Genomic DNA, 17,801 nt, shown 5'->3' with positions numbered 1-17,801 from the left:
TGCAATTTTCATGCACATTTAGGGATGCAGAGATCGACAATTAGTCGATATAAGTCGCACCACCCATATATGGACGTAATACTTCAGGAATCTCAATCGAGCCATCAGCGCGTTGATAGTTTTCCATCACTGCAAGTAAAGTACGACCCACGGCCAGACCTGAACCATTCAAGGTATGTACAAATTCAGTTTTCTTCTGATCAGCCCGGTAACGCGCTTTCATACGACGCGCCTGGAAATCACCCATGTTTGAACAAGATGAAATTTCACGGTAAGTATTTTGGCTTGGTACCCAAACTTCCAAGTCATAAGTCTTGGTCGCACCAAAACCCATGTCACCACCACAAAGTAAAATTTTACGATATGGAAGTCCGAGTGCTTGCAAAATGCCTTCAGCATGGCCAGTCAATTCTTCAAGCACTTGCATCGAAGTTTCAGGTTTTACAATCTGAACCATTTCGACTTTGTCGAATTGGTGCTGACGGATCAAACCGCGGGTATCACGACCATAAGAACCTGCTTCACTACGGAAACATGGCGTGTGCGCTGCATATTTCAGTGGCAGACGGTCTGCATCAATAATTTCATCACGTACGAAATTCGTCACTGGCACTTCAGCAGTTGGAATCAGATAAAACTCTTTTTCGCCCTGCAGCTTAAACAGATCTTCTTCAAATTTAGGCAGCTGACCAGTCCCACGCAATGAATCTGCATTGACCAGATAAGGCACATAGGCTTCGGTATAACCATTTTGATCAGTATGCGTATTTAGCATGAACTGGGTAATGGCACGTTGTAAACGCGCCAATGGACCTTTCAATACACTGAAGCGTGAACCAGTTAATTTGGTCGCGGTTTCAAATTCAAGACCGCCCATCATTTCGCCCAGATCCGTATGGTCTTTGATTTCGAAATCAAATTCACGTGGTGTACCCCATTTCAGGATTTCCACGTTATCGCTTTCGTCTTTACCTTCAGGCACAGCTTCATCTGGCAAGTTTGGAATAGATAATAATTTTTCTTCAAGCTCAGCTTGCAGTTCAGCCAGTGCTGCTTCAGCCGCTTTGATTTCATCACCAATCGCAGACATGCGAGTCATGATTTCAGATGCGTCGCCACCTGCTTTTTTAATTTGACCGACTTGTTTGGCACCGGCATTACGTTCAGCTTGCAGTGTTTCTGTCTTGGACTGAATCTCTTTACGGCGTGCTTCTAGGGATGCCCACTCTTCAACATTGAGTTGAACACCACGTTTTGCCAAGGCTACATTTACAGCCTCAATATTATTTCTGAGTAATTTCGGGTCGATCATAATCAATCTTTGCAGAAGAAAAAAACTGGCTATAGTGTAAGCTCTTAGCATTAAAAAATACAGTGACCAAGACCACGGCTGCGTCCTATTAGCACAATATTTAGGAAGCTGTCTGCTGCAAAATGGCTAAATATTCAGGGCGAATCACTTCATTTAAATCCGCATATGACACTTTTAATTCAGGCATTCCTGCTGCTGCCGGAGCTAGTTCGCCTGCCGGATACACCATCACCAGACCTGTTGTATCAAAATAATAGTTATCACTCAATTTTAACTGCTGTTGTTGAATACCCTGCGTATTCAGCCATTGAGTATTGGTTCGATACATCGCATTCAGCAGTTTCTGCTCACCGCCATTTAATAACAGTTGAGACAAAGCCAAACGTTTGTTCTGTTTTAGATCAAAATTGATATATTCCACATGTTTCAGAGAAGCATTTTTATTCCTTGCCAGATTGGAACTTTTTAAAGCAAAAGTCGCCAGATGGGCACGCTGACCGACAAATTCCGCTTTGATAAAGCGCTGATCCAGATAATGCGGTTCATCGGCTTTTTTAGGATTTTTCTGGGTAACTTTGGTGAATGCAACAGGTTCGGTATGCTGAATGCGCTCAATAAAATATTGATTAATCCAGTCAATATTGCTGTCCACCGTTTGTAGATCAAAGCGTACACAACCTTCTATTTCACATACCACTTTGGCTGCCCCTTTCACAGGAACGGTCTTGCCTTCAATCTGCACAACCCGATCTGTTTGCGCCAGCGTTGCCACTGAGCTAGATTGAGGCTGACAACCCAACATACCTACAGTGAGTAATAAAACAGCGTAAATTTCAGCAGTTTTAAATAGATTAATCTTCATCCTGAGCTCCCAAAATTTTGCAATTTCATTGACTCGACTTTTATTTATTCTAAGATGCTCTCGTGTTTAGATATAGCTGAACCTTGTAGTCTGTCCAAAACAATCCTGATGATCGGCAATAAAAAAGCAACCTCGAAAGGTTGCTTTTTTTATCTGGTTCATATTGATGCTTATTGATCAATGATGTCCGTACCTTTTGGTGGGGTAAAGTTAAAGGTAGAGGCTGGAATACTGCTATTTACTTTTACATTGCTAAATTTGATATTGGTGGTTTGTCCCAATGAATCCTGCAAGATCATCAAGCTTGGTGCTTTGTTTGCGCCAAAGCTAATGGTTAGGCTTTCAAACACACCATCGGTATTTTTAGGATACAGCGTGTAATAGGTTTTGCCTTTATTTGGCTGAGTCACCCGGTAAGACTGCATAATCTGACTGGTGTTTCCTGACAGCAATAACGCCGGCGTATTGGCAACTTGCTCATCTAAGCTTTGACGAACGGCTTGCTGCAAGTCCGGATCATAAATCCATACGGTTTTACCCGTTGTTGCAATGACTTGCTTCGACGGTGCGGTCGTTTCCCAATAGAATTTACCCGGACGCGCGACTTTCATCACCCCTTTAAAGGTTTGGTTCATATGTTGTGCAGTCAAACCTTTTTTCTGGGTTGCTCTCGGATTGGTTACCTTGGTGCTTTGCTCGAAATTTGCAGTCATGCTACGCACATGATTGAGCTGTTTGACCAGACTGGCTGTTGCCTGTTGCTCCGAAGCTGCCACAGGTGCAGCAAACACGGTTGTACTCATCACCGGTGCTAAAGTCACTGCACCCAGAGCCATAGCACAGACGGTTTTACGAAGCATATTCATAATTTCACCTTTATATTTAGCGTGATCGCAATTTATTTGATAGCTCATCTTAAACGAAAATTAAAAGCTAAAATGATAGAAAATAAGAACTTTTGTATTGTTATTAATTCGAAATCGGTTTTTTTGTTCATCATCATGAAGATTTCAGGACAATTTTTACATGATTGAATGTCGATTAATCTAAACATTAATTTTCAGGCATAAAAAAACCCACAGTAACCGTGGGCTTTTTTCTATCTTAGCGGATTACGCGTCAACAGATACGTAGCGACGGCCAAATTGACCTTTCACTTCGAATTTTACTACGCCATCAGCAGTAGCAAATAATGTATGGTCACGACCCATACCAACGTTTTGACCAGCGTGGAATTCAGTACCACGTTGACGAACGATGATGTTACCTGCAGTTACAGTTTGACCACCGTAAACTTTAACACCTAACATCTTAGGATTCGAATCACGACCGTTCTTAGTCGAACCACCGGCTTTTTTAGTTGCCATGTCTATTTACTCCTCGTAATTAGCCTGAAATAGCTGTAATTTTCAACTCAGTGAACCATTGACGGTGACCTTGTTGTTTACGGTAGTGTTTACGACGACGCATTTTGATGATGCGGATTTTGTCGTGACGACCATGGCTAACTACTTCAGCAGTTACAGTAGCACCAGCAACAACTGGAGCACCGATTTGAATGCTTTCACCGTTAACAAGCATCAATACGTCATCAAACGTAATAGTCGCGCCAGTTTCAGCTTTCAATAATTCTACTTTAAGGGTTTCACCCTCAACTACACGGTGCTGTTTACCACCGCTTTGGATTACTGCGTACATAATGTACTCCAAACAAGCCCGTGTCGTCGTGCCGATAAAGGAATATATCGAACTTAAGACGTACGCCACTGGGGGGATATCTAAGGGCGAGGATTTTAAGGGATATTCAAAAAAACAACAAGCCATTTTACTGAAATAATAATGAGCAGGATGCGCTAATTATTTAACTATTAAATAATTTCTATCAAATCAAATACTCAAGATATATTCAGCAACAAAATAATACAGCAGAAATCCGGCCAGTTTGATTAATATACTCAGCCTGACGAATAGGGCGACGCCCCTGACCTTTCCTGATTTTTATGGCTCGAAATATGGATCGAATCTACATAAGATCTATAAAAAGCTGATTTTTAGTGGAGTTTATGCATTTCTTAGGTTTCACTCATGTTATAAATTGTTAAACTACGCCCAGCGATTTACCAGACTAGAGGTTTTCTTTCACATGACCATCGACTTTAAGCAAGATATTCTCGCTCCTGTTGCTAACGACTTTGCTGCGATGGACACATTCATTAATGAAGGAATTACCTCAAAAGTTGCATTAGTGATGGCCGTCAGCAAACATGTGGTAGAAGCGGGTGGCAAACGTATGCGCCCGATTATGTGCCTTTTGGCCGCCAAGGCGTGTGGTGCTGAAAATTTAGAACCGCACCGCAAACTGGCTGCAATCATTGAGATGCTGCATACCGCAACACTGGTGCATGATGATGTAGTAGATGAATCCGGTCTGCGTCGCGGCCGCCCGACGGCCAATGCGACCTGGAATAACCAGACTGCGGTTTTGGTGGGTGACTTTCTGATTTCACGTGCTTTTGATTTGCTGGTCGATCTGAACAACATGGTGTTGCTCAAAGATTTTTCGACCGGTACCTGTGAAATTGCTGAAGGTGAAGTGCTGCAACTGCAATCCCAGCATCAGCCGGAAACCACTGAAGCGACTTATTTGAATATTATTCATGGCAAAACCTCGCGCCTGTTTGAACTGGCCACCGAAGGTGCTGCTATTTTGTCGGATAAAGATGAATTCCGTCAGCCTTTAAAAACCTTTGCCGGACATTTCGGCAATGCTTTCCAGATTATTGATGACATTTTAGATTACACCTCCGATGCGGACACGCTCGGCAAAAATATTGGTGATGATCTCATGGAAGGTAAACCGACCCTGCCATTGATTGCGGCACTGAAAAACACCACCGGTGAGCAACATGAAATCATCCGTCGCAGTATTGCGACTGGCGGTACGGAACATCTGGAACAGGTCATTCAAATTGTCAATGAATCTGGTGCGCTGGATTATTGCCGTCAACGTGCTACAGAAGAAACTGAAATTGCAATTGATGCCTTACAGGCATTACCTGACTCCGAATATCGTCAGGCCCTGATTAATCTGGCCAAACTGGCCCTACACCGAATTCAGTAACTTTTAAACTCGCCTATGCATATTAATTTTCTAGATCTTTTTCAAAACATGCAACACCAGCTTGAACAACCTCGGGCGGTGCTGGATGAAAATCTTCTGATTGAACTGGTTGAAAGAATCAGACCTGAAGACAGCAGAAATACCGAAGAGATCAAAGCGAAATTCAATGCATTTATCCGGGCTTTATTACTCACCCCGAATGCGGTTGCCACGCTTCAAACCTTTACCCTGCGGATCATTAACCGCTATAAACAGACCGGTCTGTTTTCCGATACCGGCATTTTGTCTCTAGATGGATTCTGGAACCAGCTAAACCAGCGCCTTGGTGCACATGTCTTGCCGCTGATTCCCGACCATCAGCAACTCCAGGAATTATTCCGCAAGGTTTTTTATCAGCGTACCGATAAATACTGGCTGGATTATTTTGATGAAGATGACTGGCAACGTTTATTTTCAGTCCTGAATCAGGGACATTCCAATCAGCCTGAAAAAACCCGAATTAAAGACCAACTGATCAAGGCATTGACCATTTTGTCTTACCGGATCAGTGGTATTGGTCTGCACCCTGAATTTATTAATGCCCAGCCTGAACTGATGGAATATGAATCTCCTTTTCTGGTACAGAATCGTGAGATTAACGAGTTTATTCAGGAATATAAAAAACGTTACAACACAGTCACCCTAGTCGATTCGATTACCCCACCGGATGCCTCACAAGCACTGGTGATGCTGGAACAATGTCATGATGTCGTGGCCAAGATTCGCCGTTCTACCAAGCGGACTGGCGTCAGTGTCAGCCTGACCTATATGCTGGCACTGCTAGAACAGTGTCTGGAACGGGTTGAGATTCTGCTGAATATGGTCATGGATGACGATGATCTGCGTTATCAATCCATTGGCCTATTTATGGCGGACATTACTGAAGCAATTTATAGCGAACGCAGTGTGCGGGCCCTGCTGGCCACCAATAGTGAACTTTTGGCTTTACAGGTCACTGAAAATGCCAGCAAGACCGGTGAGCATTATGTGAGTACCGACAAGCAAGGCTTTCTGGCCATGTATAAATCGGCTGCAGGTGCTGGTGCCATCATCGCGACAATGGCCACCTTAAAAGTTCTGATGACACGCCTCACCATGGCTCCGTTAATGCAGGCTTTTAGCTACAGCATGAACTATTCGCTAGGCTTTATGCTGATTCATGTCCTGCATTTTACCGTAGCGACCAAACAACCGGCGATGACTGCTGCCGCACTGGCGGCTACTGTACAGCAGCGTAAAGGCTCGAAAATGGCTCAAATTGCCGAGCTGGCCGCGCTGATTGTAAATATCATCCGCACCCAGTTTGTCGCCATTTTGGGCAATATTTCGATTGCAATTCCCGTAGCAGCATTGATTACCCTGCTGTGGGATTTTGCGCTGCATGAACCTTTAATGAATCATGCCAAGGCTGCCAAAACCCTGCATGACCTGAATCCTTTTACTTCGTTGGCAATTCCGCATGCAGCGATTGCCGGGGTATGTCTGTTCCTGTCCGGATTATTGGCCGGTTATTTTGACAATATGGCCGTTTATCGCAAAGTCGGTCCGCGCCTGAAAGCCCATGTGCGGTTATCGCAGCTGATGGGGCAAGAGCGTCTTTACCGTTTTGCTGACTATATCGAACGTAATTTGGGTGCACTGGCGGGTAATTTTATTTTTGGGATCATGCTCGGCAGTATGGGCACCATTGGTTTTATTCTCGGTCTGCCACTGGATATTCGCCATATCGCCTTTGCCTCTGCCAACTTTATTCAGGGTCTAATTACGATCAATGGTCCCGATATCGGCTTGATCGTAGTGTCTTTTCTGGGTGTGTTACTCATTGGCCTGACCAACTTGTTTGTCAGTTTCACTTTGACGATTATTGTAGCCTTACGCGCACGCCGGGTGCGTTTTGAACAGTGGAAACCTTTGGCAAAACTGGTCATGACGCACTTCCTGACCCGACCTAGTGATTTCTTCTGGCCACCCAAACAAAGCATTGAAATTGACGAAAATCATACATCGACAAAAACTCAAAACTGAGATAATTACACTATATTTAGCAACAAATTCCTTACGAAAAAAATGGAATTCGCATAAAATACGCACACTTGAAAAAAAGTGTACTGACAAGTACACTTTGCTTCAGACAATTGACCGATCTGCGAACGGTTAAAAGGACAAGGATTTTTGGCATGCATTACTTGTTACTTTTTGTCGGTATTTTATTTTTAATTTTCAGTGTGTTCATCCTGAATATTCCCGCTTTAAACGAGCTCGACTTGCAAGCTGTGGAATGGATGAGTCTTTATCGCACCGAGTTTTGGAATCAAATTACTCAGTCCTTATCCTTAATAGGTGGCATGCCATTTGTATTATTTTTATCCACGCTATGGTGTATTGCATTGCTGTGGTATAAAAAGTATACAAACGCAATTTTTATATGTATCGGAATTATCGGAGGAATTCTCCTAGCTTGGCTGTTGAAATTTGCAATTGCCCGACCCCGACCACCAGAATCCTTGCATCTGGTTGAAAGCTTTGGAAGTTCCTTTCCAAGTGCCCATAGTCTATATGCGGCTTGTCTGGCTTGTTTGGCAATTTACATCCATCGGCAACATTCCCGTTATACCCTCATCGTGATAGGTGCAGTGGTATGGATGCTGATGATGGGGATCTCAAGAGTTTATCTGGGCGTACATTTTCCTTCAGATGTCATATCCGGCTGGAGTATCAGTTTTATTTGGATTTCGTTGTGGTATATGGTCTGGATCAGATATTGCGCGGCTCACAAATAAGAAAATTTAGATATAAATCTAATTAGAGGTGGAATAATGATGTCTGCAAAGCTTTGGGCACCTGCCCTGACTGCTTGCGCATTGGCAACAAGTCTTGCACTTGTTGGTTGTAGCAAAGATCCTAAAGAGGGCCAGCAAGCTGGTGCTCAACAACAAATGCCACCGACTGAAGTCGGTGTTCTTGTTGCACAACCGCAAAGTGTAGAGCAGTCTGTAGAGCTCTCAGGTCGTACAACAGCATTTGAAATTTCAGATGTACGTCCACAAGCCAGTGGCGTGGTGCTTAAACGCTTGTTCACGGAAGGCAGCTATGTGCGTGAAGGTCAGGCCTTGTATGAAATCGATTCAAGCACCAACCGCACTACAGTGGACAATGCTCGTGCAGCGATTGCCCGTGCTGAAGCCAATCTGGGCGTATTGCGTGTGAAGGAAGGCCGTTACCGTCAACTGGTCGGTACCAATGCCATTTCCAAACAGGAATATGATGACATCGCGGCACAGGTCAAACTGGCTGAAGCTGATTTGAATGCCAATCGCGCAACTTTGCGTAATGCCGAAATCAACCTGGGCTATTCGACTGTACGCGCTCCGATTTCAGGCCAGACCAACCGTTCATCGGTGACGGCGGGTGCTTTGGTAACAGCGAATCAGCCAGAGCCATTGGTGACAATTCAGCGTCTAGATCCAATCTATGTAGATATCAACCAGTCAAGTGCCGAGCTTTTACGTTTACGTCAACAGCTTAACCAAGGCAGCTTGAACAGCTCGAACAACACCAAAGTCAAGTTGAAGCTTGAAGATGGCAGTATCTACCCGGTTGAAGGCCGTCTTGCATTCTCTGATGCCAGCGTGAACCCGGAAACAGGTACCGTGACTTTACGTGCGGTATTCCCGAACAAAAATCACCTGCTTTTGCCAGGTATGTTTGCCACTGCACAAATCGTACAGGGTGAAGTACCGAATGCGTTCCTGATTCCGCAAGCAGCTTTGACCCGTACCCCAACAGGTCAGGCGATGGCGATGCTGGTCGGTGCTGACAATAAAGTGACGCCACGTCCAGTGACTACCGTTGGTTCCCAAGGCAGCAACTGGATTGTGACTGAAGGTCTGAATCCAGGCGATAAAGTGATTGTAGATGGTATTGCGAAAGTAAAACCTGAACAGCAAGTTGTACCAAAACCTTATCAACCTCAAGCTGCTGCGCCACAAGGTGCTGCACCGCAACAGCCTGCAACGAGCGAGAAAAAGGCAGATGATGCTAAAGAGAAACCTGAACAAAAACCTGCTGCAAATGCATAAGGAGTAATGGTTCATGGCTCAATTCTTTATTCATCGCCCGATTTTCGCATGGGTGATTGCATTGGTGATTATGCTGGCGGGTATTTTAACCATCAGCAAAATGCCGATTGCACAATATCCAACCATCGCGCCACCGACCGTGACGATTTCTGCGACTTATCCGGGTGCATCTGCTGAAACTGTTGAAAATACAGTGACCCAGATCATCGAGCAGCAGATGAACGGTATGGATGGCTTGCGCTATATCTCGTCTAACAGTGCGGGTAACGGCTCTTCGTCTATTTCCTTGAATTTTGACCAGGGTGTCGATCCTGATATCGCACAGGTTCAGGTTCAAAACAAATTACAGTCTGCGACTGCCCTGCTGCCTGAAGATGTACAGCGTCAGGGTGTGCGGGTGACCAAATCGGGTGCAAGCTTCTTGCAAGTTTTGGCATTCTATTCACCTGATAGCAGCCTGACCGCAGATGACATCAAAGACTATGTTAACTCGAATATTGCTGAACCTTTAAGCCGTGTGGCCGGGGTCGGTGAAGTTCAGGTCTTTGGTGGTTCTTATGCGATGCGTATCTGGCTGGATCCAGCCAAGATGGCCAGCCTGCAAGTAACGCCAAGTGATATTGCTAATGCAATCCGTACCCAGAATGCACAGGTTGCCGTAGGTCAGTTGGGTGGTGCGCCTGCAGTTCAAGGACAAGTGTTAAATGCGACGGTAACGGCTCAAAGTCTGTTACAAACGCCGGAGCAGTTCAGCAATATCTTCCTGAAAAATGCCACTTCTGGTGCGCAGGTTCGCTTAGGTGATGTTGCACGAGTTGAACTCGGTGCAGATAACTATCAGTTCGATTCTAAATTTAATGGCAAACCGGCTGGTGGTGTAGCAATCAAGCTTGCGACTGGCGCCAATGCCCTGGATACCGCACAAGCGGTTGAAGAACGCTTAAAACAGTTACGTCCGAACTATCCGCAAGGCATGGTCGACCAACTGGCGTTTGATACAACACCATTTATTGAACTGTCGATTAAGAGTGTAGTTAAAACTCTGATCGAAGCGATTATTCTAGTATTCCTGGTGATGTTCCTGTTCTTGCAGAACTGGCGTGCCACCATCATTCCAACCATGGCAGTTCCAGTCGTAGTATTGGGTACATTTGCCGTCATTAACATCTTTGGCTTCTCGATTAATACCCTGACCATGTTTGCCATGGTATTGGCGATTGGTCTTCTGGTCGATGACGCGATTGTTGTGGTCGAGAACGTCGAACGGGTCATGGTGGAAGAACATCTGGATCCGGTTGCTGCAACTGAAAAATCGATGAAACAGATTTCTGGCGCATTGATTGGTATTACCTCGGTGCTGTCGGCAGTATTCGTTCCAATGGCTTTCTTCGGTGGAACCACCGGGGTCATTTATCGCCAGTTCTCGATTACGCTGGTCACAGCGATGGTCTTGTCACTGGTGGTTGCCTTAACCTTTACTCCTGCCCTGTGTGCGACCCTGCTGAAACAGCATGATCCGAACAAGCCGGAAAGTAATGGTATTTTTGCGCGTTTCTTCCGCTGGTTTAATAGCAGTTTTGACAAGGTCTCTGTGAAATATCAGGGCGGCGTCAACCGCATGACCCACAGCAAGATTTTCTCAGGTGTGGTGTATGCCGTGGTACTGGGTATTATTGTGCTGTTGTTCCAGAAACTGCCTTCTTCGTTCCTACCGGATGAAGACCAGGGCGTGGTCATGACGCTGGTTCAGTTACCGCCAAATGCAACCTTGGAACGTACCGACAAAGTGGTCAGCACCATGACCAACTATTTCTTGGAAAACGAGAAAGAGCATGTAGAATCCGTCTTTAGTGTGGCAGGTTTCTCCTTCACGGGTGTGGGACAAAATGCAGGTCTGGCTTTCATTAAGTTGAAAGACTGGTCAGAGCGTCACAGTCCGGAATCTCAAGTCGGTGCCATTATTCAACGTGGTATGGCACTGAACATGATTATCAAAGATGCGTCTTATATCATGCCATTGCAGCTTCCTGCGATGCCTGAACTGGGTGTGTCGGCTGGCTTCAACTTGCAGCTCAAGGCTGCAAGTGGTCAAAGTCATGAACAGCTCCTGGCAGCACGTAATGCAATCCTGGGTATGGCCGCACAAGATTCGCGTCTGGCAGGCGTACGTCCAAACGGTCAGGAAGATACTCCTCAGTACCGTGTCATTGTGGATCATGCGCAAGCAGGTGCACTGGGTGTCAGCGTTGCCGAAATTAACAGCACCATGGGTATTGCTTGGGGCGGTTCATATATCAATGATTTCATTGATCGTGGTCGTGTCAAGAAAGTCTATGTTCAGGGTGAAGCTGGCTCACGTATGATGCCGGAAGATCTGGACCAATGGTATGTGCGTAATAATCGTGGTGAAATGGTGCCATTCTCGGCATTTGCCACAGGCGAATGGACCTACGGTTCACCACGTCTTGAGCGTTATAACGGCGTATCGTCCATGAACATTCAAGGTACACCTGCTCCGGGTATCAGCTCGGGCGACGCAATGGTGGCCATGGAAGAAATTGTGGCTAAGTTACCAGAAATGGGCTTGCAAGGTTTCGACTTCGAATGGACAGGCCTGTCTTTAGAAGAGCGTGAATCTGGTGCACAAGCTCCGTTCCTGTATGCCTTGTCACTGCTGATTGTCTTCCTGTGTCTGGCAGCCCTGTATGAAAGCTGGTCGATTCCGTTCTCGGTTCTACTGGTGGTCCCATTGGGTATTGTCGGTGCATTATTACTCACCTTTGGTGGAATGGTGCTGCTGCAAAATCCAAACCTGTCGAATAACATTTACTTCCAGGTAGCGATTATTGCCGTGATTGGTCTTTCTGCGAAAAACGCGATCTTGATTGTCGAGTTTGCGAAAGAATTGCAGGAACAAGGTGAAGAGTTATTTGAAGCGACCTTGCATGCGGCAAAAATGCGTTTACGTCCAATTATCATGACCACATTGGCCTTTGGTTTTGGTGTATTACCGCTTGCTCTGGCTTCAGGGGCGGGTGCAGGTAGCCAGCACTCAGTCGGTTATGGCGTACTCGGCGGCGTGATCAGCTCGACCTTGTTAGGTATCTTCTTTATCCCGGTATTCTACGTGTGGATTCGAAGTGTCTTTAAATACAAACCAAAACAACAAAATCAGGAGTATAAGTCGTAATGCAAAATGTATGGTCTATTACAGGTCGTAGCATTGCGGTATCTGCCCTTGCGCTTGCTTTGACGGCTTGTCAAAGCATGCGCAGTCCAGAGCCGGTTGCGCAGGCAGATATCCCGAGCAGCTATACCAATGCGTCTGGTACTTCTGTAGCAGAACAAGGTTATAAAAACTTTTTTGCCGATCAGCGCCTGTTACAGGTGCTGGATCTGGCATTAAACAATAACCGTGATTTGCGTATTGCTGCCCTCAATATTCAACGAGCCCAGCAACAGTATCAGATTACTGAAAACAACCAGTTACCGACGATTGGTGCCAGTGGTAGCGTATTGCGCCAGGACACCATGAATTCCCAGAATCGTGGTGCAGTGACGACTTATAATGTCGGACTGGGTGTAACTGCGTATGAACTGGATTTCTGGGGGCGTGTCCGCAGCTTGCGTGACAATGCGCTGGATAGTTTCCTGGCGACCCAAAGTGCGCGAGATGCGACGCAAATTGCCTTGATTGGTCAGGTGTCTCAGGCTTGGCTCAGCTACTCGTTTGCCAATGCCAATCTGGCTTTGGCTGAACAAACGCTGAAAGCCCAGCTTGAATCTTTCAATCTGAACAAGAAACGTTTTGATGTCGGGATCGACAGCGAGCTTCCAGTACGTCAGGCACAGATCTCGGTTGAAACTGCACGTAATGATGTTGCGAATTACCGCACTCAGGTAGCACAGGCACAAAACCTGTTAAACCTGCTGGTCGGTCAGCAAGTGCCTGCGAATTTATTACCAGCACAACGCGTAACCCGCATCACCTCAAATACTGCATTGGGTTCAGGCTTGCCAAGTGATCTACTGATTAACCGTCCAGATGTTCGTGCAGCAGAATACCGTCTGTCTGCGGCAGGTGCCAATATTGCGGCAGCACGTGCACGCCTGTTCCCGACGATTAGTTTGACCGGTTCAGCAGGTTATGCCTCTACGGATTTAGGCGACCTGTTTAAGTCGGGCAGTTTTGCCTGGTCATTTGGTCCGAGTCTGGATATTCCAATTTTTGATTGGGGTACCCGTCAGGCCAATATCCGTATTTCTGAAACCGATCAGCAAATTGCCTTGTCAGATTACGAAAAGTCGATTCAGACTGCTTTCCGTGAAGTGAATGATGCTTTGGCGGTACGTCAGAATATTGGTGATCGTCTTGCAGCTCAGCGCCGCCTGGTCGAAGCAACCAACACCACCTATCGCTTGTCACAGGCACGTTTCCGCGCCGGAATTGACAGCTATCTGACGGTACTGGACGCACAGCGTGCGTCTTATGCAGCAGAACAAGGTTTGTTATTGCTTGAACAGGCCAATCTGAACAATCAGGTTGAAGTCTACAAAACCCTGGGGGGCGGCTTGAAAGTCAATACGACGGATACCTTACCGAATACACCGTCTGTATCTGAACAGCGCCGTGCGGCAGAACAACCAGCGCAATAAATTCCAGACAGATCAGGAAAAGCTCACTTCGGTGGGCTTTTTTTTATTGCATTTTCGAAGCAGTTTTCCTATTGTCATAGACCAGCGATTTATTTAGAAAACATGCACATGTTACTTAGCAATCTGGAATCTGTACCGGGACATACCATTCGCCAGCAAATTGATGTGGTGTATGGCAGTACCGTACGCAGCAAACATGTCGGACGTGACTTATTGGCCGGCCTGAAAAATATTGTCGGTGGTGAGCTTACCGCCTATACCGAACTGCTGGAAGAATCACGACAGGAAGCCATGAACCGCATGATTGAAAAAGCCCGTAGTAGGGGTGCCAATGCGATTGTCGGCATTCGTTTCTCGACCTCTAATATCGCCCAAGGTGCTTCTGAACTCTTTGTTTATGGGACAGCCGTAGTCGTTGATCCGATCATGCCGAAATTGCCCGACCCTTTTCCGCAGGCAGATTAAAGCATGGATGGTTTAATTCTCCAGATCATCATTTTTGCCATTCTGTTTTGTGTCGGTTTCGGTTTTGGACGTTATAACGAAGGTAAACATTTTCGTTATCTGGATGAACAGGAACAACGTCTGGCATATATCCGGGTGAACAATAGCCGCTTCGCTGTGTCTGAATATTCCGGACAGATGATCAGCAGCAATGTGGTCATTTCTCATGATTATTTTAAATATGCGATTGCCAATGTGCAGAATATGCTCGGTGGCCGTCTGACCAGCTATGAAAGTGTAGTAGAACGAGCACGACGTGAAGCAATTGTGCGATTAAAACTCGAGGCCGAAAAAATCGGTGCGACTCAGATTATGGGCATTCGGCTCAGCACCACAGAACTCGGTATGCAAGGTGGCATGGTAGAAGTCTTTGCTTATGGCACTGCAATCTAACAACCTGCTCAATCGATCTAAACCTCGGTTCAGAAAAAAATTTATTGAGATGATCACGCCTGCTGCGCGATCCGCGCAGTCAAATTGCTCAACTCGAATCAGTTCGACACCTTTAGGATGAAATGTCGTAGAGGAAATAACTAAGGCTGCTACTCAGGCCGTTGCAATCTTCTTTATTGCAAACGGTTCTGTGTTAGGATCTTGAGAAGTCAGCAAAACAAATATAAATGGCATGATGCAGCTTCTTCAATCTATAAAAACGGCACTACAATCCCGTCTGTATTTCTTTATTATTTTCCCAGCCATCATTGGATTTTATCTGGTTTTACAGACAGTCACCCCTTTGAGCTGGTCAAGCTGCCTGTTGATCAGCTGGAATATCGCGATTTACGCTTATTTATTATTGACCATAAAAAAACTCTGGCGTATTGATCATGCTCATATTCTGCAACGCGCCATGCAACAAGATGCCAGCAAATGGATCATTCTGTTTCTAGTGATCATCACCCTGATCATGTGTTTTATTGCGATTATTATTGAAATTAATCATTTACCCCAAGACACCACTATTCGAACCGGCCATTTAATCTTATCAGTTCTGACCATTATTTCAGCCTGGTTCTTGATGCATACGATTTTTGCAATTCATTATACACATGACTTTTATCTGGCACTCGACAAACAGCAACACGGTGGACTGGATTTCCCCAATACCGCAAGACCGACTTATCCGGACTTTCTATATTTTAGTTATATCATCGGGACTTCTGCGCAAACTGCAGATGTATCCATTACTTGCCAATCTATGCGGGTTCTAAATACCTTACATTTGCTTTTGGCTTACGGATTCAATACCACCATTCTGGCCATCAGTATTAATGTGACGGCAAACTTTATCAGCACTTAAAAAAGTTTTTTGGATAGTGGCAGTCACCCTGAAAATGGCGATCTACCGCCCAATCAACTACCACTATCCTGCGTCTAACCTGACCAGTTTTTAAATTAGGTCAATCACACTATTTGATTGCTTCAAGCGGTGAGACCTTTACGCAATTCATCTTCGACAATGCTGAGTTCAATTTCACTAAATTTACGAATCTCACCTTCAGCATGCTTTTCTAACATGCCACCCAGCAAAGGCACTTTGACTTTGACTGTCCAGTTTAGCTGGAACTGGATCTGGTCTTCATCTCCGGTAACTGCACGCTGACAAATGGCCTCGATCGGCAAGTTCGCACCGAGTTGTACCGTCGAAGTCATTTCATTCAGATCGCTAACATCGGTACGCTGCAAACGGAATGCATCTTTGAGTGATTTTTTTGCGATATCAGGAATATTAACATCCAGATTATAAGCGCGTTTCAGGGTATACATATGCCCCTGCTTTTCCGAAACCAGGATTTCCAAGTTTTGCGCAGGAATTCGATGGCAAACTGCCTCATGCAAACGAATATCATTGGCCAAACGCTTAAATTCATCAATAGACACGCCATTGATAATTGCTTTCACGGTGAACTGATGTGCCATGCTATTTTTTCCTTATTTTTATTACGATATTCGCCTATGCCACTCTCGGCTGATGCGAATAAAAATCAGATACAGAGATGACTCTGCAATTTATATCAACTTTATAGCGGATGTCATTATTCTTTTATCGGGAAATACCGGCAGCCCGGTCAATGTTTGCAACATAGTTTTACTGAAAGCTGTGCCTGTCCACAGCTGATCTGTAGCTGCGCTTCGCCATAATAAATCACGGCATGAAACTCATCGGCACCATCATCTAGACCGGAAACATAGTATTCAGTTCCAGCTGGGAAAGCCTGCAGCCAGTCAGCCTTATAAAAATCCGAGACCGAATCAAACTGCAAATACAGTTCAGGCTCAGCTTCGATCTTCATCGCCAGTGCAATAAACTTCTGTAATTGTGCTTGATGAAAATCAATGATCATAGCGCTCCTGCCTTTTTAGTCCGGATCATTGTTCGCCAGACTTCGTACATTTTAAATGACTATTTCAAGAATAGGATTCACGAGTCTTGAGGTTTTTCTAGCGCAAGATTATGGCTTGAAGGAGATAAATTATATGGGCTATTTCCGCCAAGCGGCAGAAAAAATCTGAGCTAAGGCATGAGATACCTTTTCTGAATTGCAATGGCTTAAGTACGTAGTCTGAGATCTTCAATCGTAGAAAATGACTGAAAGTGGTGTTCTAAGCACAGTCAGAATGCAAAAGTTCCCTACGAATTTCATGCCGGTGCTCTTCTCCAAAACGGTCGACATGTGCATAGAATACGCCATAGCGACCGACATAATATTCCAGTGACTGATCATAAAAATTCCAGAAAATAGACCATTCGCCTAAATCCATCTGACGAATCTGGGTACCACTGTGCATCGGCATTTTTTGTAATAGTTCTTGCTGTAACTGTTCGGCCTGTGCCCGATTCTCAATATGCACCTGCCGTTGAAAGAATAGCTGTGCCACATCGTCAAACAGTTCCAGTTCATAAGCATCCACCAGATGTACTTGCTGCTCTTGCTCGATGACCTCTTGTTCTGTCATGCTAGAAATCTGTGCTGGTTTTTCTGGACGCTGACACACCAGATGGCGCTGAGCTTTATAGATCTTTCTGCCTACGATCCAGGCAGCATTCAACATGAATAAAACACATAACAGGAGCAGTAATTTCAGCATGGTTGATGATCTCATATGACTAATTTTATTTTTATGGTTATAGGATCAAGATTCATTTGAATAGTCCCTTTTGACTCAGCATACGTCTATTTTTTATACAGTGCAAACTTGAGGCATATTTTTACTATTTATCTCCTC

The 17,801-nt window shown here is 45.1% G+C and carries 17 protein-coding genes; 9 read left to right on the top strand and 8 right to left on the bottom strand.

What is annotated here, in order from left to right; translation table 11 throughout:
• Window positions 1-40: 40 nt before the first annotated feature.
• The 5 genes from serS to rplU form a co-directional block, all read right to left on the bottom strand.
• Window positions 41-1,312 (bottom strand): serine--tRNA ligase, encoded by a 1,272-nt coding sequence (gene serS / locus PYW33_RS03850; RefSeq protein ID WP_004645799.1) that lies wholly within the window; start codon window positions 1,310-1,312, stop codon window positions 41-43.
• Between the two features lie 100 nt (window positions 1,313-1,412).
• Entirely contained in the window at window positions 1,413-2,174 is a 762-nt protein-coding gene (locus tag PYW33_RS03845; protein ID WP_004280637.1) for an RsiV family protein, read from the bottom strand.
• Window positions 2,175-2,344: 170 nt separating this feature from the next.
• Window positions 2,345-3,040, bottom strand: coding sequence for an outer membrane lipoprotein periplasmic chaperone LolA (gene lolA, locus PYW33_RS03840; RefSeq protein ID WP_004280638.1), 696 nt, complete (start codon window positions 3,038-3,040; stop codon window positions 2,345-2,347).
• A gap of 246 nt (window positions 3,041-3,286) precedes the next feature.
• Window positions 3,287-3,541, bottom strand: a complete 255-nt coding sequence (gene rpmA, locus PYW33_RS03835; protein ID WP_004280639.1) for a 50S ribosomal protein L27 — start codon at window positions 3,539-3,541, stop codon at window positions 3,287-3,289.
• Window positions 3,542-3,560: 19 nt separating this feature from the next.
• Window positions 3,561-3,872 (bottom strand): 50S ribosomal protein L21, encoded by a 312-nt coding sequence (gene rplU / locus PYW33_RS03830; RefSeq protein WP_004280640.1) that lies wholly within the window; start codon window positions 3,870-3,872, stop codon window positions 3,561-3,563.
• A gap of 445 nt (window positions 3,873-4,317) precedes the next feature.
• On the opposite strand from rplU, the gene sdsA reads away from it, so the two are divergent.
• The 9 genes from sdsA (at window position 4,318) to PYW33_RS03785 (ending at window position 15,873) form a co-directional block, all read left to right on the top strand.
• Window positions 4,318-5,295 (top strand): All-trans-nonaprenyl-diphosphate synthase, encoded by a 978-nt coding sequence (sdsA, locus tag PYW33_RS03825; RefSeq protein WP_004280641.1) that lies wholly within the window; start codon window positions 4,318-4,320, stop codon window positions 5,293-5,295.
• A gap of 15 nt (window positions 5,296-5,310) precedes the next feature.
• Entirely contained in the window at window positions 5,311-7,359 is a 2,049-nt protein-coding gene (locus PYW33_RS03820) for a site-specific recombinase (RefSeq protein WP_004645801.1), read from the top strand.
• Between the two features lie 152 nt (window positions 7,360-7,511).
• Complete coding sequence (locus tag PYW33_RS03815) at window positions 7,512-8,114, top strand: phosphatase PAP2 family protein (protein ID WP_004645802.1); 603 nt, start codon at window positions 7,512-7,514, stop codon at window positions 8,112-8,114.
• 36 nt (window positions 8,115-8,150) lie between these two features.
• The gene (locus PYW33_RS03810; protein ID WP_004280644.1) at window positions 8,151-9,413 is read left to right on the top strand and encodes an efflux RND transporter periplasmic adaptor subunit; all 1,263 of its coding nucleotides are present in this window, start codon (window positions 8,151-8,153) and stop codon (window positions 9,411-9,413) included.
• Window positions 9,414-9,426: 13 nt separating this feature from the next.
• Entirely contained in the window at window positions 9,427-12,603 is a 3,177-nt protein-coding gene (locus PYW33_RS03805; protein ID WP_004280646.1) for an efflux RND transporter permease subunit, read from the top strand.
• Window positions 12,603-14,069, top strand: coding sequence for a multidrug efflux RND transporter AdeIJK outer membrane channel subunit AdeK (gene adeK / locus PYW33_RS03800; RefSeq protein WP_004280647.1), 1,467 nt, complete (start codon window positions 12,603-12,605; stop codon window positions 14,067-14,069). Before PYW33_RS03805 ends, adeK begins: the two co-directional genes overlap by 1 nt.
• A gap of 108 nt (window positions 14,070-14,177) precedes the next feature.
• Window positions 14,178-14,534: a YbjQ family protein gene (locus tag PYW33_RS03795; RefSeq protein ID WP_004280648.1), complete on the top strand. Its 357-nt coding sequence runs from the start codon at window positions 14,178-14,180 to the stop codon at window positions 14,532-14,534.
• A gap of 3 nt (window positions 14,535-14,537) precedes the next feature.
• Entirely contained in the window at window positions 14,538-14,966 is a 429-nt protein-coding gene (locus PYW33_RS03790) for a YbjQ family protein (protein ID WP_004280650.1), read from the top strand.
• Between the two features lie 232 nt (window positions 14,967-15,198).
• Window positions 15,199-15,873 carry a DUF1345 domain-containing protein gene (locus PYW33_RS03785; RefSeq protein WP_004280651.1) on the top strand — a complete coding sequence of 225 codons (675 nt, stop codon included), beginning with the start codon at window positions 15,199-15,201 and terminating at the stop codon, window positions 15,871-15,873.
• Between the two features lie 122 nt (window positions 15,874-15,995).
• Here the strand turns inward: PYW33_RS03785 and PYW33_RS03780 are convergent, their stop codons facing one another.
• From PYW33_RS03780 to PYW33_RS03770, 3 genes are all read right to left on the bottom strand, one after another.
• Complete coding sequence (locus PYW33_RS03780; protein ID WP_004645803.1) at window positions 15,996-16,493, bottom strand: DUF2505 family protein; 498 nt, start codon at window positions 16,491-16,493, stop codon at window positions 15,996-15,998.
• Window positions 16,494-16,642: 149 nt separating this feature from the next.
• On the bottom strand, window positions 16,643-16,918 hold the full coding sequence (locus PYW33_RS03775; RefSeq protein WP_004280654.1) for a hypothetical protein: 276 nt from the start codon (window positions 16,916-16,918) through the stop codon (window positions 16,643-16,645).
• A gap of 259 nt (window positions 16,919-17,177) precedes the next feature.
• Window positions 17,178-17,663 carry a hypothetical protein gene (locus PYW33_RS03770; protein ID WP_004645804.1) on the bottom strand — a complete coding sequence of 162 codons (486 nt, stop codon included), beginning with the start codon at window positions 17,661-17,663 and terminating at the stop codon, window positions 17,178-17,180.
• Window positions 17,664-17,801 lie beyond the last annotated feature (138 nt).

This window comes from Acinetobacter lwoffii, from assembly GCF_029024105.1.
In the GTDB taxonomy this organism is placed as follows: Bacteria; Pseudomonadota; Gammaproteobacteria; order Pseudomonadales; family Moraxellaceae; genus Acinetobacter; species Acinetobacter lwoffii.
The sequence above is the reverse complement of the archived record's forward strand: the minus strand, read 5'-3'. Positions and strand labels throughout refer to the sequence as shown.

Excerpts from the sequence above, each read along its gene's own strand:
- serS (WP_004645799.1), bottom strand. The coding sequence starts at position 1,312 with ATGATCGACCCGAAATTACTCAGAAATAATATTGAGGCTGTAAATGTA.
- PYW33_RS03845 (WP_004280637.1), bottom strand. The coding sequence starts at position 2,174 with ATGAAGATTAATCTATTTAAAACTGCTGAAATTTACGCTGTTTTATTA.
- lolA (WP_004280638.1), bottom strand. The coding sequence starts at position 3,040 with ATGAATATGCTTCGTAAAACCGTCTGTGCTATGGCTCTGGGTGCAGTG.
- rpmA (WP_004280639.1), bottom strand. The coding sequence starts at position 3,541 with ATGGCAACTAAAAAAGCCGGTGGTTCGACTAAGAACGGTCGTGATTCG.
- rplU (WP_004280640.1), bottom strand. The coding sequence starts at position 3,872 with ATGTACGCAGTAATCCAAAGCGGTGGTAAACAGCACCGTGTAGTTGAG.
- sdsA (WP_004280641.1), top strand. The coding sequence starts at position 4,318 with ATGACCATCGACTTTAAGCAAGATATTCTCGCTCCTGTTGCTAACGAC.
- PYW33_RS03820 (WP_004645801.1), top strand. The coding sequence starts at position 5,311 with ATGCATATTAATTTTCTAGATCTTTTTCAAAACATGCAACACCAGCTT.
- PYW33_RS03815 (WP_004645802.1), top strand. The coding sequence starts at position 7,512 with ATGCATTACTTGTTACTTTTTGTCGGTATTTTATTTTTAATTTTCAGT.
- PYW33_RS03810 (WP_004280644.1), top strand. The coding sequence starts at position 8,151 with ATGATGTCTGCAAAGCTTTGGGCACCTGCCCTGACTGCTTGCGCATTG.
- PYW33_RS03805 (WP_004280646.1), top strand. The coding sequence starts at position 9,427 with ATGGCTCAATTCTTTATTCATCGCCCGATTTTCGCATGGGTGATTGCA.
- adeK (WP_004280647.1), top strand. The coding sequence starts at position 12,603 with ATGCAAAATGTATGGTCTATTACAGGTCGTAGCATTGCGGTATCTGCC.
- PYW33_RS03795 (WP_004280648.1), top strand. The coding sequence starts at position 14,178 with ATGTTACTTAGCAATCTGGAATCTGTACCGGGACATACCATTCGCCAG.
- PYW33_RS03790 (WP_004280650.1), top strand. The coding sequence starts at position 14,538 with ATGGATGGTTTAATTCTCCAGATCATCATTTTTGCCATTCTGTTTTGT.
- PYW33_RS03785 (WP_004280651.1), top strand. The coding sequence starts at position 15,199 with ATGATGCAGCTTCTTCAATCTATAAAAACGGCACTACAATCCCGTCTG.
- PYW33_RS03780 (WP_004645803.1), bottom strand. The coding sequence starts at position 16,493 with ATGGCACATCAGTTCACCGTGAAAGCAATTATCAATGGCGTGTCTATT.
- PYW33_RS03775 (WP_004280654.1), bottom strand. The coding sequence starts at position 16,918 with ATGATCATTGATTTTCATCAAGCACAATTACAGAAGTTTATTGCACTG.
- PYW33_RS03770 (WP_004645804.1), bottom strand. The coding sequence starts at position 17,663 with ATGCTGAAATTACTGCTCCTGTTATGTGTTTTATTCATGTTGAATGCT.